This window comes from Paraglaciecola polaris LMG 21857 (assembly GCF_000315055.1).
GTDB classification, from domain to species: Bacteria; Pseudomonadota; Gammaproteobacteria; order Enterobacterales; family Alteromonadaceae; genus Paraglaciecola; species Paraglaciecola polaris.
In genome coordinates, this window is sequence record NZ_BAER01000044.1 from 159,550 (window position 1) to 181,119 (window position 21,570).

Consider the following 21,570-nt stretch of genomic DNA (forward strand, 5'->3'; position numbering starts at 1 on the left):
GGGCTTTTTTTTGTCTGAGGAAAAAATATACCATGTACGCCATTTTACAAAAATTTCTATTCACTCAAGATGCGGAGTGGAGCCACGACTTTACAATTAATTGGCTTAAGCGCACACAACATACATTTTTGAATTTGGCCTACAAACAGCGAATTGCTGATAAACCAGTAGAGTGCTTAGGTTTACATTTTAAAAATCCAGTCGGTTTAGCGGCAGGACTAGATAAAAATGCTGAGTGCATTGATGCATTCGCAGCGATGGGATTTGGTTTTATTGAAGTCGGTACAGTGACCCCTAAACCTCAGGCTGGCAATGACAAACCGAGAATGTTTCGTTTACCAAAAGGGCGGGCGATTATTAACCGTATGGGGTTTAATAATAAAGGGGTTGATTATCTCGTGGGGCAAGTGAAAAAAGCTCGTTACACGGGGGTACTTGGGATCAATATAGGCAAAAATAAATCGACTCCAGAAGACCAAGCGTTGAATGACTATTTAATCTGTTTACGCAAGGTTTATCAGCACGCCAGTTACGTCACGATTAACATCTCATCTCCTAACACTCCAGGCTTAAGGAACTTGCAATATGGTGATGCTCTTACACAGCTTTTAAAGGGTTTAAAATTGGAGCAGGGCAAGCTTGAGATTGAGCATAAGAAGCGTGTCCCCATTCTAATCAAGATCGCTCCTGATCTGGAGGATTCTGAACTAAGCTCGATGGTTGATTCTTTTTTAACCTCCTCGATCGACGGTGTGATCGCGACCAACACCACGCTTGATCGCGATGCCGTTAAAGGTTTGCAACATGCTGATGAAGCTGGCGGTCTGAGTGGGTCAGTACTCACTGACAAGAGTCAGCGGATCGTTGCATCATTGTGTAGTCAGCTCGCTGGGCGTGCGCCTGTTATTGGTGTAGGGGGGATTGATTCACCCCGCGCCGCGAAAGAGCGGATCGAGGCCGGATCGCCTTTAATTCAAGTCTATTCTGCGCTGATCTACCAAGGTCCGAAATTAATAAAAGAGATCGTAGATTCGTTATAATGATCAATGCGTGATCGTGGTCTTTTATCACCTTTAAGTATTACGAAAAGTGCATGATTTCACTGCCTTTTATGCTAGTTTTTATTAAGGATTAAATTCTCAATAGGCTATGGAATTATGCTGCTTCCAAATACAAATTGGTTTTGGTATTCACACGACAACGAACTGCGTCTTGATTTAGGTGACACGCTAACGTTTGTGGTGCCTTTTGCGTTGAAGAATTTAATTAATTTACCTAGCGAAAAACAATTATTTAGCCTTGAAGATACTGAGCACTATGTTGCGTTAGCGGAGAATTTAGATAGCAGCGGCGTAACGCTCACTGAGGGGCAGTTGGTACAGGTATTGTTAAATGCGACAGCTGCATTAAAGTTTCATAAGCCAGTTTGTATGAAAAGTTGGCTGTATAAATCGCAGGCAACAAATGGTGTACATTGTCAGCTTGCGATGCTTGAAGCTGCCCATGACGATAGCGCGGCCTTAGGGCAGGTGGTAGTGATAGAGCAAGACGGTACCAGTGCAACCTGTATGCTCATTTCTGATGAATTTGCTGTTAGCCATAACAAAACGTTGTCGCAGTTTGACATAATTAAAGTCATGAACGACCGTTTAATCCCTTACCTTGCTGATATCCCAGTATATAAACGTGCTTAAACGTTTCCTTCCCACACTAAAACTCTCCGCCACATTTATTTTTATCTTCTGATTAACAATCAGATTTTTATGCATTTAGCCATGTGATAAGTCTGTTATTACCGTATAATCGCGCCCGAAGAATTAACTGAGTTGGTATATGTTTGAATTTTTAGTCACTACGTCTAAGGGGCTCGATGAGCTTCTTGCCCAAGAAATATCTGCGCTATGTCCGCAATTATCCGTGAAAACCAAGCCCGGTCAGGTGTTGTTTAGCGGTGAAATCGAGCAGGCTTATAAAATTTGTCTATGGTCGCGTTTAGCCAATCGGGTTTTACTTAAAGTTGCAGAAGGGCATGTGGACAGTGCTGAAGATGTATACCAAATTACCAGCAGCGTAAACTGGACCTCACATTTCAGCGTTGACAGTACGTTCGTTGTTGATTTTATTGGCGCTAGCCACTGTATTAATAACAGCCAGTTCGGCGCGTTAAAAATTAAGGATGCGGTTGTTGACCAATTCAATGTGTTGTTTGAATCGCGTCCGTCAGTGAGTAAAATTGCCCCTGATATTCGTTTGCAAGGGCGGATGTGGAGTGACAAGTTAACTGTGTATCTCGATTTATCGGGCCAAAGCTTGCATCAACGTCACTACCGTACAAAAACTGGATTAGCACCGGTAAAAGAACATATTGCATGTGCCATGTTAGTACGCAGTGGTTGGGCGAATAATAAAACAGTACCTTTGCTAGACCCTATGTGTGGTGCAGGTACCATTGCTATCGAAGCGGCACTTATGGCTGCCAATATTGCCCCTGCATTGAAACGCCAGAACTGGGGATTCAACCGCTGGCTGCAGCACGATGCAACATTATGGCAGTCTTTATTGACCGATGCGGAGTCTCAAATAATTGAGTCGGATACGGTGATTTGCGCCAGTGATATTGATCACGGTGTGGTGTCTATTGCCAAAGAAAATGCCGATGCAGCGGGCGTCTTTTCAGCGATTCAATTCAATACTATTGACGCATGTAAGGTCACACCAGTTAAAGGACAATCAGCCGGTTATATCGTTAGTAATCCTCCTTATGGTGAACGCTTGAGTGAAATCACCGCATTGCTTCCAGTGTTCCAAGCATGGGGAGCAAATCTCAAAGAACACTTCAAAGGTTGGAATTTGTCATTACTCACGTCAAACCGTGACTTGCTGCGCAGCATGAAAATGTTTGCTCACAAGGAATATAAGTTGATGAATGGCAAGCTAGAATGCCAACTTGTTAATTTTGCTTTAGACGAAAAGAACTGTATCACTCGGGAAGTGTCCCTGAGCAATAATGACTTTGCTAACCGCCTTGCTAAGAACTTAAAGCGCTTAAACAAATGGCTTAAGACCGAAAATACAAATTGTTACCGTATTTACGATGCCGATTTGCCAGAATATAACGTCGCAATTGATCGATATGGTGACTGGTTGGTGGTTCAAGAGTATTCCGCACCGAAAGATGTGCCAGCAGCAAAAGCTAAACGTCGCTTACATGAAGTGATTGTCGCTTTGCCGCAATGTGTCGATGTGCCATCAGAACAGATAGTGATGAAGGTTAGAACGCAGCAAAAAGGTAAAAGCCAATACGAAAAAGTCTCTCAAAAACAGAAAACCCTCGAGGTTTTTGAAAACGGAGCCAAGTTTAAACTGAATTTAACTGATTATTTGGATACGGGTTTGTTTTTAGACCATCGCCTTACTCGTCAGTTGGTTCAGCAAAGGGTAAAAGATAAAGACGTATTAAACCTTTTTGCCTACACGGGCAGTGTTTCCGTTCACGCGGCTATAGGTAAAGCGAAATCTGTTACCACAGTTGATATGTCGAATACGTATATTGATTGGGCAAAAGAGAATTTTGCGTTGAACAACCTAAAAGGGCCCTATGAGTTTATTCAGGCGGATTGTTTGACATGGTTAGAGAGACATAACAATAAGTACGATTTTATTTTTATTGATCCTCCGTCGTTTTCAAACTCAAAACGTATGGATACAACATGGGACGTACAGCGTGATCACGTTGCATTATCGAGCAATGCGGTTACGTGTTTACGTCCAGGTGGCGAAATTATGTTTTCCAATAATCTCCGTCAGTTTAAATTAGATGAAGAAGGATTAGGGAAGTTAGGCTTGAGTATCGAGAATATTACTCAGAAAACCCTGCCTGAAGACTTTAAACGTAATCCTAAGATACACGGATGTTGGGTATTAACACTCAATGTCTAATTCAGCCATTTTATTTTATTCAGGCAAAGAATGTTGCCTGTGTGACGATGCTGAAGTTATTTTCAATCACGTTGCACCAAACGCTTTGTATACCAAGGTTGATGTCAAAACGTCGACCGAATTATACCATTTATATGGTGCACGGATCCCAGTACTGAAACGCCAAGACTCAGAGCAAGAGCTCGGGTGGCCTTTCAACGAACAACAATTAAGAGAGTTTTTGTCTTGAGTTTATTACAGCTTAAAAATGCCAGTATTATCTTTGGTCACCCGCCACTATTAAGCGGTGTTGAATTAGTGATCCATCCTGGTGAACGGGTTTGTCTTGTCGGCCGAAATGGTTGTGGCAAGTCTACGTTACTAAAAATTATTGCCAATGAATTGAAACTTGACGATGGTCAGAGATTAGTGGGTAATCAAGTTAAAATATCACGATTACCACAAGATCCCCCCCAGAGTGTCGATTGTAGTTTATTTGACTATGTTGCCGAGGGTATGGCCGAAGTGGGGGAGATTTTAAAAGCTTACTTCCACCAGACTCACGTTATCGCAACGGACTACAGCGAAGCGCAAATGGACAAGCTTGAGAAACTGCAGCAGCAACTTGATCATCATAATGCTTGGCAATTTGAACAGAAAATCATGCAGGTGTTAACCCAGCTTAAGCTCGATCCTGATCAACAATTGTCTTCATTATCCGGTGGCTGGCGTCGTAAAGCAGCCTTGGCGAGAGCGTTAGCCAACCAACCTGATATTTTATTATTAGATGAGCCAACTAACCATTTAGACATCAGTATGATCAAATGGTTAGAAAACACGGTACTTGATTATCAAGGCGCAGTGGTATTTGTCAGCCACGATAGAGCATTTATTCGTAACGTTGCCACCCGCATTGTAGACTTAGACCGTGGCCAGCTTGTTAGCTATCCAGGAAACTACCAAGAATATTTGGATAAAAAGGCCCATGACTTAGAAGTGGAAGAAACGCAAAATGCACTATTCGACAAAAAATTAAGTCAGGAAGAGACGTGGATAAGACAAGGTGTTAAAGCCCGTCGTACTCGTAATGAGGGACGTGTTCGCGCCCTGAAAGCCTTGCGGAATGAGCGCAGTGAACGCCGTGAAGTACAAGGCCGTGCGATAGTTACAGTTGGGCAAGGCCAGAACTCAGGCAAGATTATTTTTGAAGCCGAGAACCTTAGTTATCAAATAGACAATAAAAATATTGTCGACCATTTAGATTTCACTATTTTCCGTGGCGACAAAATTGCGCTCATCGGCCCGAACGGTTGCGGCAAGAGTACATTAATTAAGCTATTGCTTGAGCAATTAGAACCGTCGTCTGGTTCCGTGCATTGTGGAACCAAAATTGAGTTAGCGTATTTTGACCAACATCGTTCTCAACTTGATGTGTCTCTTAAAGTAATTGATGCCATCGCAGATGGTAAGCGCGAAGTAGAGATTAACGGTAACAGTAAACATGTTATTAGTTATCTACAGGATTATTTGTTTACCCCTGAAAGAGTAAACGTACCCGTCAGTTCTTTATCTGGAGGGGAAAAGAACCGTTTGTTATTGGCAAAACTCATGCTTAAACCAAATAACTTACTTATTCTCGATGAGCCGACCAATGATCTGGACGTAGAGACGTTAGAGTTACTGGAAGACATACTGGGTAATTATAAAGGAACTCTTATACTGGTCAGCCATGATAGGGAATTCGTGGACAACGTTGTGACCTCAAGTCTGTTCTTTGAAGGTGAGGGAAAAATCAAAGAATTTGTTGGTGGTTATGCTGATATCTATCAATGGTATGCAGCAAATGCCGTATCCAAACAAGCCAATAAAGCTAAGACTGAAACTTCTCGACAAAGTGAGAGTCCTAAGACCAAGCCTCAGAGTAAGCAAAGTAAAAAATTGTCGTATAAGCAACAACTTGAACTGGAAAAACTGCCGGTTTCTATCGACAAATTAGAAAATGAAGTGGCGCAAATACAATCGCAAATAAGTGACGGCGATTTTTTTAAGCAAGACAGCGATTCTACATCAAAGACTTTAGCTCAGCTCGCTGATGCCGAAAGTCGCCTCAGCGAGGCATATGCAAGATGGGATGAACTGGAAGCGTTAACTGAATAACAACACACAAAAGAAATCAGGATTTTAAATGAATAAAACTAGATTGGCAGCATTCGCATTTTCTGCATTGGCAATATCAATGGCTAATGCCGCTCAATACAATGTGGTTGAGCTTGAAGCGAACAATAAAGGTTTGAATGTATTCCCCTCTGATATCAATGCGAGTGGCGAGATTTCCGTCAACGTTGCTACGCCTTTTAATCCGCCTATCGACGCGTCGTTATTGAATTTTGAATCACAAACACTTATCGATGGTTTGACGGATATAGAAGCGGCTAAAATTGGCAATTATAACGACGCAGATTATACATTTTTATATAGATTGATTGCGGGTAATCGTGAAGGCTTAACCAATCAGCAAATTGCTAATCGTCACGCTTATCTAGAGACAAACAATGGCAGTGATTTTATACCCGGCTTTGATGTCAATGATACGGACACAAATGAGTATACCTTCAGTAACGATACCCTTGTACGTGGATTGAACGATGCAGGTACGACAGTTGGTAGCAGCTTCGATGTTTTCTACACCCTTGATTATACGCAAGAAGCGGGCACTGATATCACCTATGTGGTGAACGATTTTTACAGCCGGGCATTTGCCACAGTGAATAATACGACCATTGAGTTACCTCCTATTGATGATACAGCGGGTGGCTTGAGCGCTGCGTACGATATAAATAACAACAATCAAGTGGTGGGTTACAGTACGGCCGAACTAAATTCAACTACGTTACAGCTGGCAGTAGATAACTGTAACGATGATGATGTGCGTGGTGATGAGCCCGCTGAAGTGTGTTTACGGCGTATTAATATAGCAACGTCAACCGGTACAAGTAGTGGGAAAGCACTAGAGTTGAGCTTTCAGCGACGAGGAACAATTTGGCAACTAGACAACCAAGGCCAAATTATCAGCACTAAAGAGCTTGGCTTGTTATATACCCCTGAAGCTGATGATATTAGAAATTTTGAAAGTAAAGCGTTGGCAATCAACGACAACGGTGTAGCGGTAGGGGAGTCTCAAGATCAATATCGCGATACTGTCTTTATACGTACCTTTGCTGCCGTTTTTGATGGTGATACCGTCACCGGTATTACGGATGATCAAACGTTTACCTCAAGTACGGCCACAGACATTAATAATAATGGCTTAGTGGTTGGCTCCGGCGTGAAACAGGTTAATGGCATATCACGTTCTAAGTTTTTTGTTTACGATATCAATACAAACGAGACGACCTTCCCGGAAGATTTCTTCTTAGGTTCCTCTAGCGTCGCAAAAGCCATCAATAACTCTGGCCTAGTGGTGGGTAAAGGTGAAGTAGAAACCGGTGTCTCGGCGCGGCGCAGCCAAGCTTTTTTATATGACACGAATACGTCTGAATTCACTAATTTGAATGATTTAATTCAATGCAACGCTCCATATACTTTGGTTGATGCTGGAAGTATCAATGATGATGGTGTGATTGCGGCGTCTGCACTGGTGCGTGTTGCGGCACAGAATATTTCAGGTGAAAACGTTATCGACAGTAATGGTGATGAGGTGATTATCGATAAAATTATCAGTGTTCGCTTGCAACCTATTCCTGGTGGCACAATAGATGATTGCGGAGACACTACGCCCGATGATGTTGAAGTCGTCAACACGGACCGTAAAGGAGCTGGGTTTGGTATTCTTTCTCTGGTCGTTTTGATGATGGTGGCAATACGCAGGCGCGTACATAAGTAGTGTAATAAATCACACCTGCCTGAAGCCCGCTAATTGCGGGCTTTTTTGATCGACATACTTCTTATATTACAAAACACAATAAAAAATGAGCTGTATATTCGAATATTGTTTATAGAATTTAGTTAAGTAAAATCATAATGTTAGGTTAATTTAATGCACTTAGTATAGAAAGATAATTGAACCAAAAAGCCTGATCTACTATCTCTATACACGTGCTTAATTCAAGCACGGTCATAGCTAAGTAATAAAGGAAACTCGATTAAATGAAGAGACAAAAGAGAGACAAACTTTCCAGAGCGCATTCAAAAGGGTATCACGCTGGCATTTCCGGTAGATCTAAAGAAATATGTCCATTCCAAGCTTCAACGGCTCGTTCAGAATGGTTAGGAGGATGGCGAGAAGCCATGGGGGATCGAAATTTCGGTCTCAAACTCTAGGTAAATATAGCCCCTTACGGGGCTTCGTTATTTTTGTCGGTAAATATTGGTTACCTAAAACGACTCGATGAATCTAAAAATTACTGGTGTCTTGGAACAAGCCAACTTTGAGATCTTTAGCTTGATAGATTACACGTCCATCAACAGACACTTCACCGTCACCAATACCCATAAATAACTTACGCTTAATAACTCGTTTCATATTGATTCGATAGGTGACTTTTTTAGCCGTAGGCAGTATTTGACCAGAAAACTTAACTTCTCCCACACCCAATGCTCGCCCTTTACCAGGACCGCCACACCAACCTAAAAAGAAGCCCACTAGTTGCCACATTGCGTCTAAACCTAAACAACCTGGCATCACAGGATCGCCAGGAAAATGACAATCAAAAAACCATAAATCAGGGGAAATATCCAATTCTGCTACTATGATACCTTTGCCATACTCTCCGCCTTCTTCAGATATATTGATAATGCGATCCATCATAAGCATGTTTGGAGCCGGTAGTTGGCTGTTACCAGGGCCAAATAACTCACCTCGACTGCAGGCTAATAATTCTTCTTTTGTAAAACTGCCTTGATTAATTGTCATAGTATTCCGAGTCTAATATTTTAAAGGATGTAATTTAGCGAACACTTGTACGCTAAACAACTCTGAACAGTGAATTATTTTACATCTTTGTCATAGTAATGGATGATAACCATGAATTTACCCCCTTTTCTACATGCGAAAAATGACACAGTAATGAAAAATCCAAAAATGGTTGCCAATGCAGAGAAGCAACGCAGATTCAGAGAGCGGCAGAAAGAACTTGGAAAGCAACAGGTTCGCGGCTATGTGTCGCAGCAAGGAATGGAAAGCTACAAAGAATTATCGGCTAAGACTGGCTGGTCAGACAGTGAATTGCTATCTAATGCGTTACGCATAACTTACGCAGCCTATAAGTGTGGGCAAATAAAGCTGCTGAACGAGTGGTTGAAAGACAATGAGAAGTAGTTGCTAATTGAGTGAAAGCGGGTGTACTTAGGCCGTAAGCCCATATGCGTCAAGTTAAGTATCCCTTGGTTGACGCATTATCCATGTCGCTTTTATAAGCAGCACTTTTTAAATTTTTTGCCACTACCGCATAAGCACAGCGCATTCCGTTGTGGTTTGTATACCCCGCCGTCTTCAAATAGTAGGCCCTTATCATAGCGCCATGTATTTTCTTCACGACAGAATGTAGAGCGCTCATGCATTTTGTAGATAATATTGCACACACGGTAATATGCAATAAATTCAACCTCTGCTGCTTCATGGGCTTCATCTGAATGTGTTTTGATAACATCTAAACCTAGCCACTGAGTTTCATCGCTACCTTGAGATAAGTCTTGCAAGGTTATAGTGCTACGCCTGACGAGCGCATAGGTATCTAGAACGTATTTAAAGTGCTTAGTTGCGTAGGCACTATAGCGAGAGCGCATAAGTTGCTCAGGTGTCTCAGGAAGAGCAGTCCCCTGTAAATAAGGTTGGCAGCATTGGCTGAAGCTAAGTCCGCTATTACAAAAGCAAAGTGATTTATTCATGTATTAAAATAAGCAATAAATATTGCCTTTCCTACTGCAAAGATGCACTACTAATAGGTGAATTATACACTGTTGGCTATAAAAGAACGGGCATGATCTTCATCAAGCTTTCATTTTTGCGCGATTACACGCTTAGCTGACGTCATCATCCAAAATGGATCGTCAAAGAAACTAAGTATTAATCGTTAAGCCAAGGACCCTTAATCACACGTGTATGACTATGGGTCATTACGCTAACCAGATTCACATTGTGCATCACACAAAGCTGAGTCAGTCGTACCTGGCTCATTTCGTCTAGTGTTAACTGCTCAACAAATATATTGGCACACTGACCAGCGGTAATTAACTTTTCTAGCCAAATAAGCATCTGCTCAGGCGCGGGCTTTCGCAATTTGATGCAATGTTTGTAAGGCTGGGTAAAGGTAATATTATCAGCAATTAGATAAGACCACTTAGCTGGCGCTACGCTACTATGAATTGCCTGTAAGCGTTGTTGATTAAAAACCGAAACACTATCGAAGTGACTCATTTTAGACGTCGTGATTGCATGTACGCTGGCCATTTGTCTTTACCTGTTTATTTATACAGTGATTGCAAATACAATAGTACTGTATAAAAACACATGCAAGTTATTTTTTTAATTTTTGTCCATTTTTTATCCGCTTTGTCACTAGTCGCTGTAATTTATCTCGCCGGTATAACAGCAAAGCTGCACTCATTACCATATAAATCAGGGGCTCAGCTAAACCTGACTTAACTGACCATAAAAAGTGCAATGCCACTAGACTCACTGCCAAATACACAAAATTGTGCAGGGTTTGCCATCGCCGGCCTAAACTACGTTGGGCTTTTTTAGTCGAGGTTAAAGTGAGGCTGAACAATATTAACCAGGCTGCAAAACCGACCGTTATGTAGGGACGCTTAATTATTTCACTTAACAGTAATGTCCAATCGAGTTGCAAATCGAATAAAACATAACTCACCAGATGTGCGAAAGCATAGGCGAAACTGTACAAACCCAGCAGTCGTCGTACATTGATGAGCAAGCCTTGTTTAAATGTGCGTGCAAGAGGAGTGATAGTCAGTGACAACAGGAGTAATTTAAATGCACCTAAGCCAGTAAAATGAAGTAATGCCGTGACTGGATCACCGCCTAATTGGTCACTGAATGCCTGATAATATGTCAACACTAAGGGGATTAATGCCCCTAAATGAATGCTCAATTTTAACCAAGGAAGATGTGCAGGTTTAAGTTTAAAAGAATAAGCGACTGACATTAAAAGTGTTTTCTTAAGTCCATGCCCTGATATAAAGAGGCAACTTGGTCGTAACCATTAAACATCTTGGTATCAATTCGGTTACGTGAGAATAATCCGGCTGAGCTAATACGTCGCTCGCTTGCTTGACTCCAACGTGGATGATCAACGGTAGGATTCACATTGGCGTAAAAACCATACTCACTTGCCGCTAGAATATTCCAAGTCGTCGGCGGGCGTTTATCGGTCAGGCGAATACGGGTAATAGATTTAATACTTTTGAAGCCATATTTCCACGGAACCACTAAGCGAATAGGAGCACCGTTTTGTGGCGGTAACGTTTTACCGTAAAGGCCAACAGAAAGCAGTGTAAGAGGATGCATTGCTTCATCAATACGCAGTCCTTCAACGTAGGGGTATTCGATACCGCCACCAGCAAAACGACTTTTTTGCCCTGGCATTTGCTTTGGATCGTATAAGGTTTCAAATGCGACATATTTTGCCGAGCTCAAGGGTTTCGCCTTTTTAAGCAATGCCGCTAATGAAAACCCGATCCAAGGCACGACCATGGACCAAGCCTCAACGCAGCGCATGCGATATATACGCTCCTCAAGGGGGAACTGTTTAAACAACTCGTCATAGTCTAACGTAAACGGATCTTCGGCTAATCCCTCAACTCGCAGACTCCAGGGATTAACATCAAACTGTTGGGCGTTCTCTACTGGATCTGATTTACCCGTGCCAAACTCATAAAAGTTATTGTGGGTTATGATTTTTTCTTCAGGCGTTAACGCTTCGCTATGCAGCTGATTAGCGGGTGCATAATCAAGGGCACGGGTTTTAAAGGTTTCTTTGTCATCGCTGCTGAAAAACCCTGCTTGAGCGGAGTTACTGGTGAGCAGGGCTGATGCCCCTATGAATCCCATGGATTTAAGGATGTCACGACGTTGGTTATATACCGTTTCGTCAGTGACTTGCTTTTCGTTTGCGTCGCTCGTTTTGAGTACGTTGATTAACATGCTGGCCTTAATTTTGTTAAATACCTTACTGATTACTACTAAGGACAACGAATTAAGAGCAAAAATTTCAATTGTTTTTTAATTGTTGGCTAAAGTCCGATGCTATCTGGACTGGCTCCACTCTTTGGTATAAAGAGGTTGGCGTACAGTCGTGAAGCAAATTCATCTGTCATGCCTGCGATATAATCACTGATAATTCGCATCCCATTGTGCTCACTTTCTGCTTTTCGCCAACGTTCACGGGTATTCTCTGGTAACAAGCGCTCAGGATCTGATGCAAAGGTTTCAAATAACGCCATAACCACTTGTTGACCTTTATAACCAAGTAATTGAATTTCCGGCTTACAGATCACCCGTTGATATACAAACTGCTTAAAAATAGAGAGGGCTTGTTCGAATTCCGCAGGGAAGACGGCGTTATATTTGAGTAAATCATGATGGAAGTCAGCAGTACATTTTTGAATATCAATATGAGTAATAAAACTATTCACCAAGGCGCCAATGGCATCTTTACGTTCATGGTGATGTTTGCTGAACAACTTTTTGGCCAACATGGAAATATGCCCAGCTAGCCATGTTTCGCTAAGCGCTTCTATTGGCTCGACTATTTGCTCTTCAAATTGCTGCAAATTAACGATCCCCATGACGATGGCATCTTCTAAATCATGTATGCCGTAAGCGATATCATCTGCCAGCTCCATGATTGAACAATCAAACGATTTGAATCTCGTCTTATGGTGTTTTAGCGCTGAGGTGCTGGGTTCTATTTGACAAAATAAGGCTTGATCCTCAGCTGATAGAGGTTGTATTAACCAGTCGAACATACTCTTATCACATTCATACAAACCCTTTGGAGGCACCCAATCCGCCGCCTTAATTTTACGGTGTGATGTGTGTTGGGATGGCTGGCTATTGTCTGCTGTAGTTGGGGGGGTACGGGGTCAAAGGCGCAATGAAGTTAGGGTATTTGACCAGTCCAAGTAAAGTACGACGGCTAAGATTCATTCCGTGGCATGGTGTATAGGGCTCGAGTTTAGTCACAATCCTAAATGTCTGCCCATTTCCTTCAAACCCACCGTGGTCTCGCATCATGTAATGCAAAGCAGTTTCGCCTCCATGACCAAAAGGCGGATGGCCTATATCGTGGGCTAAACATAATGCTTCAATCAAAGTGTCATTTAAGCCAAGTGTTTCTGTTAGTTGGGGATGTTTTCGGCGCAGATGGGCCGCAATTCCTTGGCCGATTTGCGATGCCTCTAAAGAGTGAGTAAGGCGTGTTCGATAAAAGTCGCTCATTCCAACACCTAAAACCTGTGTTTTGGCTTGTAATCGCCTAAAGGCCGCCGAATGCAGAATACGGGCCTTGTCCCGTTGGAAAGGGGAACGTTGATCGCCATCCCGCTGGACTTGTTGAGAAAAATGTCGTGCCGACCACATCGAGCTTTGTTGCATGGGCTTGTTTACCTTAGAGCGTTATTTAGTAAGTGAAATTCCTTCACCTGTTGCTGCCCAATATATACCACCATATATGTGCTGTAAAAATGCATTATTCTGATAGGTAATAGGTTTATGCCCTAGCGCGGTGTAAAAAGCGCGTCCACCGTCGAAGTGATGATACCAGGCGATTGGATGAAATTCGCCCATACCCTTGGCAATATTGTCTGCCCACTGAGCGTGATAATCATAGCTATTTTCATCAACTGACAATATGTAATTTAAGCCATTTACACGGGCAGGTCCGAATTCGTACCATTCATCGGTCCATAGCTGCGCATCAGGGAAATACGCCAACCCCGGGAATTCTCGGGATATTACATTTAATTGGGCCGTTTGTATTTGTGGGTGGATGGTGAATACATGACCCACAAGGCGATTAAACCAAGGCCAGTCTTTTTCGGTGTCTGCGGCACTGTGGATACCCACAAACCCTTTACCGGATTGAACAAAGCGTTTAAGGGCTGATTGTTGCTCAGGGTTTAACACATCTCCGGACGTGAGTAAAAACATAACAACATGATATTTCTTTAGATTATCATCGTTAATTAGCGTTGCATCTTCTTGCCAATCCACTACGAAATGATGTCTGTCGCCTAATTGCTCTATGGCTTGTACCGCGCCGTTTATTGATTTGTGATGCCAACCAGCTGTTTTAGTGAAGAGCAACACGTTAAATTGTTCTGCTTTAGTAACAAACGATATGCCTAATAGACTGGCGCAAAATATAAGCGATATGGCTTTCATAGCTTGATATCCGATAGTAAATTGGCCAGCTATAATAGGTGAACTGAACGGTATGGATATTCAGTAAATTAATAATGTGTTAATGAATTTTATTGAGTAAATAAAACCGCTCGGTTGGAATGGCTAAAGCTCTGGCTCCTCTTGGGTGATTTCATCCAGACTAAGGCTAAAGCTAGGCATATAGGCGCGCATAAAATAGTCTACCTCTTCAGAATGGTAGTCTTTTAGTATTTTATCTAACCGCTTTTTGGCCAGGCCAAACTCTTGGTTGCCAGCGGAAAGTTCTTCCAACGTTTTAAGGTAGGCGCAAATCACATCAGCAGCCTTGATGATAAATGCTTCACTCTCGTCTTGCCCTTCATGTTGTATTAGCGCAGCGTAATCCTCTTTAAAATCAATCGGAGCCATATCAATCAATTTTTGTTCGGCTATTTTTTCAATTTTTTTGTATTCTGCTTGAATCGCCGGATTGTAGTATTTCACTGGGGTGGGTAAATCCCCCGTCAATACCTCTGATACATCGTGGAACATCGCCTGGGTGGCAATTTTGTACGGGTTAACCGTGCCATTGAAATACTTGTTGCGTATAAGCGCTAGAGAATGCGCAACCATGGCAACCTGTAAACTGTGTTCTTGCACGTTCTCTGTTCGTACGTTGCGCATTAGCGGCCAGCGGTTGATGAGTTTCATACGCGATAAATGGGCGAAAAAATGACTTTTCTGTGGGGTACTCATAATAAATTAATCAGCCTGACGATAATGTTTAAAGAAATTAGCAATTCGTTCAATTGCCGGACGTAATACATCAACATGGGGTAAAAATACCAATCGGAAATAGCACCCTTGGCGTAAATTGAAGGCATTACCGTGTACCAGCAATACTTTTTCACTGCGCAGCAAATCTAAAATCATTTGCTCATCGCTGTGAATATTGAATTTTTCAGCGTCAACCTTAACAAAACAGTACATAGCACCGTTTGGCACCACACATTCAAGTCCGTCAATCTGATTTAGCATGCTGGAAGCTAAATCACGTTGTTGTTTCAAGCGTCCACCGTCAGCAATAAGATCGTTAATGCTTTGGTAACCACCAAGTGCGGTTTGTATGGCGTGTTGACTCGGCACATTGGCGCACATGCGCATAGATGACAACATGTTCAGGCCATCTATGTAATTGGTGGCAAGAGCTTTGTGCCCGCTGACGACGAGCCAACCAGCACGGAAACCCGCGACTCGGTAGTTCTTTGATAAGCCCCCAAGGGTAACGAAGAATATATCCTCAGCTAAAGCTGCAATGCATTGATGTTGTGCGCCTTGGTATAGAATTTTGTCGTAAATTTCATCACTGAAGACCATCAAACCGTGTTCACGGGCTATATCAATGACGTTAAGCAATAATGCTTTGCTATACACAGCGCCAGTCGGGTTATTGGGATTAATCAAGACGATAGCTTTGGTTTTAGGCGTGATCTTTTGCCTGATGTCTTGTATATCGGGCTCCCAGCTTGCATTTTCATCGCAACGATAATGCACTGGTTTCCCTGACGATAGACTCACTGAGGCGGTCCAAAGTGGATAATCTGGGCTCGGCAGCAAGACTTCATCACCGTCGTCTAGTAGGGCTTGCATCGCCATGACGATAAGCTCACTTACGCCATTACCTATGTATATGTCATTTACTTCGACATGCTTGATATTGTGTTGCTGGTAATACTGCATGACAGCAACACGAGCGGGGTAAATACCCTTTGAATCTGAATAGCCCTGAGATTTAGGCAAATGATGGATCACGTCTTTTAGTATGTCGTCCGGCGCTTCGAATCCAAACGGCGCGGGGTTACCTATATTGAGCTTTAATATGCTATGGCCTTCATCTTCCATTTTTTGCGCTTGCGCTAAAATAGGGCCGCGAATGTCATAACAGACGTTATCGAGTTTTTTTGATTTATTAAAAGTGCGCATGGGATAAGGTAACTAACGGAAGGTACCGGCAAGAGTAATACAGTGGGCTAGGGGATGTTAAGCATAATTCTACGTTTATCCATTATTTTCAGTATTGGCCGACACACTGGGTTGTCGACGGGCATGAAGCTGACATCCGGTAATGACTCAATACCCTTGGAAAAGCTCAGCTGGCAGGTAACGGAACTGGATGTAAGAACCATTTTTTACCTGACAAGTTTGATATATAGGATTAGTCTTAAAGAGCAGTAGACAAAACAGACGATAAATTTTAATTTTGTTTGGAGTTCCTCGCTTATGTCACAGTCGTTTAAAAATGCCCCGCAAAATGCCATTACGGATAGCCAGATCGCCAGAGTTATTCCTTGTCGGGAGCTTTCTATGTCAGATCCGATAAATTGGTTAAAATTAGGTGTGCAAGACGCCATGCGCGCCCCCATATTGACGCTATTTTTTGGCATTGTATTTGCCGCAATTCCTTGGCTCATTACTTATTTAGTCAAACTGACTGGTTGGCATCTTGTTATTATGCCTGCCATAGTGTGCTTTATGTTGATAGGCCCGTTTTTAGCCGCTGGTCTTTACGATATCAGTTGGGAACTGGAAAAAGGCCATAAACCGTCTTTGTGGCACAGTATCAAAGCGGTTAAACGTAATGCCGTTAACGAGTGGGGTTTGGGCATTTTATTAATGGTATTGATGATATTTTGGCTGCGTGTTGCCTCATTGATCCACGCTTTGTATCCTCCTTATTTAGATGAAAATTACCAAAACCTATTACCCTTTTTAGCCTTAGGTGGGGTAATAGGCGCGGGGTTCACTCTGTTAGTCTTTTTTCTCAGTGCCTTCACTCAGCCTATTCTTATGGAGCGTAAAGTTGACTTAGCCACTGCGGTATTAACAAGCATGAACACTGTGTGGAGCAATAAGTTGCCCATGTTGTTTTGGGCCAGTATTATTTTAATCGCAGTATTGATAGGTTTTGCCACGCAATTTTTGGGTTTTATACTGTTGATGCCTATCATCGGTTATGCCACTTGGCACGGGTACATCGACAGTATTGAGGTTAAGCGCAAACGCTTATACGCCTAAGCCAAAGTGACATTTCTTTTATCCGCCGCTTCGTGAACTATCCAAACAGAAGCGGCGCGATTATTCTTGTTACCAACACGTCTATACCGCTCGATCAATTAACGGATACAGACACTTAGTGTCCACCCATCTCATTCGTTAGCCTATACCAATAGGATGGCTTAACTTGTCTTTGAGCAATGTAATACAAGCTACTAATAAAAAGGCGGATGAACATCATGTTTTCTTTGATTAATTAGGTTGGGTATTCTTTCTTTTGTTAAATTTATTCCTAATTTGGAAACGTCTTATCCTATAAATTGCACTAGCATTAACACTCGAATAACAATTTTTAAACATGGTCAATAATGACGGTGTTAAAGTACGTTTAAGAGGGTTCATGGTGAAAGATAGAAATCATCTCTGCGATGTTGGAATTAGTCATAGGGTCAATATCATCGATAAAGGCACTGTAGACATTCCAATGTTACAAATTTTACGACCCGACGGTTCGGTGCACGATAATGCCGACATGCCAGATATAAGCAAGGCTACCGCACAAAAAATCTTCCAAACTATGCACTATATTCGTGTGCTTGATGAACGCATGGTCGGTGCGCAGCGCCAAGGTCGAATAAGCTTTTACTTGGCCTGCAGCGGCGAAGAGGCCTCAACCGTCGGCAGTGCTGCTGCTCTTAGTGAGCATGACATGATCATGTCCCAATACCGAGAGCAAGGGACTCTGGCTTATCGTGGTTACCGCACAGAACAATTCATGAATCAGATGTTTAGCAATAAGCTTGATCCGAATAAAGGTCGACAAATGCCGATCCATTATGGCGACAAAGCGTTAAACTTCATGACGATTTCGTCACCGTTAGGTACCCAAATCCCCCAAGCAGCCGGTTATGCTTATGGCCAGAAGATGGCTGGAAATGACGCCTTGACCATTTGTTATTTTGGCGAGGGTGCCGCGTCTGAAGGTGATTTTCATGCCGGACTGAATATGGCTTCGGTGCTAAGTTGCCCAGTTATTTTCTTCTGTCGCAATAACGGCTATGCCATATCAACCCCTGCTAGCGAACAGTTCTCCGGTGACGGGATTGCTTCTAGAGGTCTTGGCTACGGGATTAAAACCATAAGGGTAGACGGCAATGATGTATTGGCTGTGTATCTGGCCACCCAGAAGGCCAGAGAGATAGCCCTTGCTGAGCACTGTCCGGTATTAATAGAAGCGATGACCTATCGTCTTGCAGCACACTCCACTTCTGATGACCCAACGGGCTATCGATCAAAAGAGGAAGAGCAAAAATGGCGAGAAAAAGACCCCGTTCAACGTTTTGAAAATTGGATGAAAAGCAAAAATTGGTTAGATGAGGCCCAACATAAGGATTTCATCGAGAAAACGCGTCAAGAGGTATTAGCCGCGATGAAAAAAGCAGAACAAGTGGATATATGTGACATTGACGATCTGGTGAATGATGTCTACGACACGCCTCCATGGCATCTACAGGTGCAGTTAAGTCAATTGAAACAACATATTAGTCAGTACCCTGACGCGTACCCAAAAACATCAGGGAGGATCCGCCATGACTAAAATGAATATGTTGCAAGCCATCAACAGTGCGTTGATTACCGCGATGACAGATGATGAAAAGGTCATGGTGTTTGGTGAAGATGTGGGGCATTTCGGTGGCGTATTTAGAGCAACCAGTAATTTACAACAGAAATTTGGTAAAGCCCGCTGTTTCAATACTCCCTTAACAGAGCAGGGGATCATTGGCTTTGCCAATGGGCTGGCGTCCCATGGCTCAGTCCCTGTGGCTGAAATTCAATTTGGTGACTACATTTTTCCTGCTTTTGACCAGATTGTGAATGAGACCGCCAAGTTTCGTTATCGTTCTGGAGGGCAATTCACCTGTGGTACGTTGACCATCCGCACACCTTACGGTGGTGGAATTGCTGGTGGTCTTTATCACTCTCAGTCACCAGAAGCCTTTTTTGCACATATACCTGGTATGAAGGTAGTGATTCCGCGTAATCCTTACCAGGCGAAAGGTTTACTGCTGGCGTCAATTCGTGACGACAACCCTGTGTTATTTATGGAGCCTAAACGTTTGTACCGGGCGTCAGTAGGTGAGGTACCAGAGGAAGATTATGAATTGCCGTTAGGCAAAGCTGAAGTGGTCAAAGAAGGAGATCACATTACGTTACTCGCATGGGGCGCGCAGATTGAAGTGATTGAAAAAGCCGCTGCCATGGCTGAAAAAGATGGTATTTCTTGTGAAATCATCGATCTGCGCAGCATTTTACCCTGGGATGCTGAAACAGTATGTGCGTCGGTTAAAAAAACCGGTCGACTACTGGTTAATCATGAAGCGCCGCAAACCGGTGGGTTTGCAAGTGAGATATCTGCCACGGTACAGGAACGTTGTTTTTTATATTTGGAATCTCCCATTACCCGTGTATGTGGCTTGGACACGCCTTATCCGCTGGCACATGAAAAAGAATATATGCCAGATCATCTCAAGACCTACGAAGCCATTAAACGCTGCGTAAACTTCTAATCATCAATATCGAGGAAAAGTTGCAATGAAAGATTTTATTTTGCCAGATATTGGTGAAGGTATCGTGGAATGTGAACTACTGGAATGGTTGGTATCGGAAGGAGACACGATAGTTGAAGATCAACCTGTGGCTGAAGTCATGACAGACAAAGCGACGGTACAAATTCCTGCTATGTATAGCGGTCAAGTGAAAAAGCTTTATTATAAAGCCGGAGAAGTCGCCAAGGTGCACCAGCCACTATTTGCAATGGAAATAGAAGGTGAGCCAAGCGCAGCAGAAAAGAGCGAAAACAGCGCCCAGATTAACGTTGATACTGAAACCGGCAACAAAAAAGCCGTAGCTTCAGAGCCATCAAACAACCAGTCAGTTGGTGCGACTGTGCTCGAAACCTTTATTTTACCTGATATTGGTGAGGGGATTGTTGAGTGCGAATTGGTTAAGTGGCTTGTTAATGAGGGCGATACTATTGAGGAAGACCAACCCGTGGTCGAGGTCATGACTGACAAAGCCTTAGTGGAAATCCCTGCTAAACACAGCGGTACGATAGTCAGCTTGTGTTATCAACAAGGGGATATTGCCAAGGTGCATTCTGCCCTTTTTACCATGCATATTGCCGGTGAGGATAACGCCGGAGTCGACAAAGACGGGGGGGGGGCTGGTAATACCGATAGTAACGTGAGTCAAAATGACGTGGGTAAGGTGAACGAAAAATCCAATGATTTTACTGCCAACAAACACAAAGTATTGGCCAGCCCAGCGGTGCGCCGTGTCGCCAGAGAAAAGGATATTGATTTATCTAAGGTGCAAGGCTCTGGTGAAAAGGGACGTATTCTAAAATGCGATTTGGCGTCAGAAACGAGCTCTAGTCATACAACTGGTGAGATTGCTACGGATGCTAGCGTTAATCAGAAAGTTGCTCGAGCCACTGGTCAGGGAGCGACGACCGTGGAGCGTATCAGTGGCATGAAAGCGGCTATGGCAAAGCAGATGGTCCACAGTGTATCGACTATCCCACATTTTACGGTCAGCGAAGAAATCCAAATGGATGCATTAATGGCGCTGCGTGCACAGCTGAAAGAGGATTTTGCTGAGCAAGGCGTTAAATTGAGTTTTATGCCGTTTTTTATCAAGGCGCTGTCTATGGCGTTAAAAGCGTTTCCTACCATTAATAGTCAAGTGAATGACGATTGCACTGAGTTGACGTATTTCCATGATCACAACATTGGCATGGCGGTAGACGGTAAATTAGGTTTAATGGTCCCCAATATCAAGGGCGTACAGGATATGTCGATATTTGAGATAGCGACCCGTGCCAGTGAGCTTATCGAACAGGCTAGGCAGGGACGTTTAAAAGCAACTGATCTGACTGGTGGAACGGTGAGTATTTCGAATATTGGTGTGCTAGGTGGGACAGTTGCCACTCCTGTGATTAATCATCCAGAGGCCGCGATTGTTGCATTGGGTAAGATCCAGCGCTTGCCGCGTTATGATGATAAGGATCAAGTGGTTCCAGTCAATATTATGCATGTAAGTTGGTCGGGGGACCACCGCATTATAGACGGGGCAACTATGGTGCGCTTTAATAATCTGTGGAAATCTTATCTCGAACAGCCAATGACGATGCTCAGCAATTTACGCTAGGCCATTGA

At 43.0% G+C, this 21,570-nt stretch carries 20 protein-coding genes and 1 pseudogene; 12 read left to right on the forward strand and 9 right to left on the reverse strand.

Annotated elements, in window-relative coordinates:
* The first annotated feature begins 32 nt into the window (after positions 1-32).
* From pyrD to rmf, 7 genes are all read left to right on the forward strand, one after another.
* Entirely contained in the window at positions 33-1,040 is a 1,008-nt protein-coding gene (gene pyrD / locus GPLA_RS08925; RefSeq protein WP_007104556.1) for a quinone-dependent dihydroorotate dehydrogenase, read from the forward strand.
* 117 nt (positions 1,041-1,157) lie between these two features.
* Positions 1,158-1,694 carry a cell division protein ZapC domain-containing protein gene (locus GPLA_RS08930; RefSeq protein ID WP_007104557.1) on the forward strand — a complete coding sequence of 179 codons (537 nt, stop codon included), beginning with the start codon at positions 1,158-1,160 and terminating at the stop codon, positions 1,692-1,694.
* Between the two features lie 139 nt (positions 1,695-1,833).
* On the forward strand, positions 1,834-3,939 hold the full coding sequence (gene rlmKL, locus GPLA_RS08935) for a bifunctional 23S rRNA (guanine(2069)-N(7))-methyltransferase RlmK/23S rRNA (guanine(2445)-N(2))-methyltransferase RlmL (protein ID WP_007104558.1): 2,106 nt from the start codon (positions 1,834-1,836) through the stop codon (positions 3,937-3,939).
* The gene (locus GPLA_RS08940) at positions 3,932-4,168 is read left to right on the forward strand and encodes a glutaredoxin family protein (RefSeq protein WP_007104559.1); all 237 of its coding nucleotides are present in this window, start codon (positions 3,932-3,934) and stop codon (positions 4,166-4,168) included. Before rlmKL ends, GPLA_RS08940 begins: the two co-directional genes overlap by 8 nt.
* Complete coding sequence (gene uup, locus GPLA_RS08945) at positions 4,165-6,075, forward strand: ATP-binding cassette ATPase Uup (RefSeq protein WP_007104560.1); 1,911 nt, start codon at positions 4,165-4,167, stop codon at positions 6,073-6,075. The genes GPLA_RS08940 and uup overlap by 4 nt, the downstream gene beginning before the upstream one ends.
* 28 nt (positions 6,076-6,103) lie before the next feature.
* Positions 6,104-7,801 carry a DUF3466 family protein gene (locus GPLA_RS08950; RefSeq protein ID WP_007104561.1) on the forward strand — a complete coding sequence of 566 codons (1,698 nt, stop codon included), beginning with the start codon at positions 6,104-6,106 and terminating at the stop codon, positions 7,799-7,801.
* 263 nt (positions 7,802-8,064) lie between these two features.
* Positions 8,065-8,238, forward strand: a complete 174-nt coding sequence (gene rmf / locus GPLA_RS08955; protein WP_040514273.1) for a ribosome modulation factor — start codon at positions 8,065-8,067, stop codon at positions 8,236-8,238.
* 73 nt (positions 8,239-8,311) lie between these two features.
* Here the strand turns inward: rmf and fabA are convergent, their stop codons facing one another.
* Positions 8,312-8,830 (reverse strand): 3-hydroxyacyl-[acyl-carrier-protein] dehydratase FabA, encoded by a 519-nt coding sequence (gene fabA, locus GPLA_RS08960; protein WP_007104562.1) that lies wholly within the window; start codon positions 8,828-8,830, stop codon positions 8,312-8,314.
* A 168-nt stretch (positions 8,831-8,998) separates the two neighbouring features.
* On the opposite strand from fabA, the gene GPLA_RS08965 reads away from it, so the two are divergent.
* Positions 8,999-9,235: a hypothetical protein gene (locus tag GPLA_RS08965; protein WP_083882028.1), complete on the forward strand. Its 237-nt coding sequence runs from the start codon at positions 8,999-9,001 to the stop codon at positions 9,233-9,235.
* Between the two features lie 92 nt (positions 9,236-9,327).
* Here GPLA_RS08965 and GPLA_RS08970 read toward each other — a convergent pair whose 3' ends face one another.
* The 8 genes and pseudogenes from GPLA_RS08970 to GPLA_RS09005 form a co-directional block, all read right to left on the reverse strand.
* Entirely contained in the window at positions 9,328-9,804 is a 477-nt protein-coding gene (locus GPLA_RS08970; RefSeq protein WP_007104564.1) for a YchJ family protein, read from the reverse strand.
* Between the two features lie 178 nt (positions 9,805-9,982).
* Complete coding sequence (locus GPLA_RS08975) at positions 9,983-10,366, reverse strand: hypothetical protein (RefSeq protein ID WP_007104565.1); 384 nt, start codon at positions 10,364-10,366, stop codon at positions 9,983-9,985.
* Between the two features lie 67 nt (positions 10,367-10,433).
* A complete protein-coding gene (gene msrQ, locus GPLA_RS08980) occupies positions 10,434-11,081 on the reverse strand; it encodes a protein-methionine-sulfoxide reductase heme-binding subunit MsrQ (protein WP_007104566.1) in 648 nt (215 codons plus the stop codon).
* Positions 11,081-12,079 carry a protein-methionine-sulfoxide reductase catalytic subunit MsrP gene (gene msrP, locus GPLA_RS08985; protein ID WP_007104567.1) on the reverse strand — a complete coding sequence of 333 codons (999 nt, stop codon included), beginning with the start codon at positions 12,077-12,079 and terminating at the stop codon, positions 11,081-11,083. Before msrP ends, msrQ begins: the two co-directional genes overlap by 1 nt.
* A gap of 89 nt (positions 12,080-12,168) precedes the next feature.
* Positions 12,169-13,531: pseudogene (locus GPLA_RS08990) on the reverse strand (anti-phage deoxyguanosine triphosphatase).
* A gap of 21 nt (positions 13,532-13,552) precedes the next feature.
* Positions 13,553-14,320 carry a ThuA domain-containing protein gene (locus tag GPLA_RS08995; protein ID WP_007104568.1) on the reverse strand — a complete coding sequence of 256 codons (768 nt, stop codon included), beginning with the start codon at positions 14,318-14,320 and terminating at the stop codon, positions 13,553-13,555.
* A 123-nt stretch (positions 14,321-14,443) separates the two neighbouring features.
* On the reverse strand, positions 14,444-15,055 hold the full coding sequence (yfbR, locus tag GPLA_RS09000) for a 5'-deoxynucleotidase (protein ID WP_007104569.1): 612 nt from the start codon (positions 15,053-15,055) through the stop codon (positions 14,444-14,446).
* 6 nt (positions 15,056-15,061) lie between these two features.
* Positions 15,062-16,282, reverse strand: a complete 1,221-nt coding sequence (locus GPLA_RS09005) for a pyridoxal phosphate-dependent aminotransferase (protein ID WP_007104570.1) — start codon at positions 16,280-16,282, stop codon at positions 15,062-15,064.
* Between the two features lie 297 nt (positions 16,283-16,579).
* On the opposite strand from GPLA_RS09005, the gene GPLA_RS09010 reads away from it, so the two are divergent.
* From GPLA_RS09010 to GPLA_RS09025, 4 genes are all read left to right on the forward strand, one after another.
* Positions 16,580-17,374: a DUF2189 domain-containing protein gene (locus GPLA_RS09010; protein WP_007104571.1), complete on the forward strand. Its 795-nt coding sequence runs from the start codon at positions 16,580-16,582 to the stop codon at positions 17,372-17,374.
* Positions 17,375-17,753: 379 nt separating this feature from the next.
* Positions 17,754-18,950 (forward strand): thiamine pyrophosphate-dependent dehydrogenase E1 component subunit alpha, encoded by a 1,197-nt coding sequence (locus GPLA_RS09015; RefSeq protein ID WP_040514274.1) that lies wholly within the window; start codon positions 17,754-17,756, stop codon positions 18,948-18,950.
* On the forward strand, positions 18,943-19,920 hold the full coding sequence (locus GPLA_RS09020) for an alpha-ketoacid dehydrogenase subunit beta (RefSeq protein WP_007104573.1): 978 nt from the start codon (positions 18,943-18,945) through the stop codon (positions 19,918-19,920). The genes GPLA_RS09015 and GPLA_RS09020 overlap by 8 nt, the downstream gene beginning before the upstream one ends.
* Before the next feature lie 25 nt (positions 19,921-19,945).
* The gene (locus GPLA_RS09025; RefSeq protein ID WP_007104574.1) at positions 19,946-21,562 is read left to right on the forward strand and encodes a dihydrolipoyllysine-residue acetyltransferase; all 1,617 of its coding nucleotides are present in this window, start codon (positions 19,946-19,948) and stop codon (positions 21,560-21,562) included.
* Positions 21,563-21,570 lie beyond the last annotated feature (8 nt).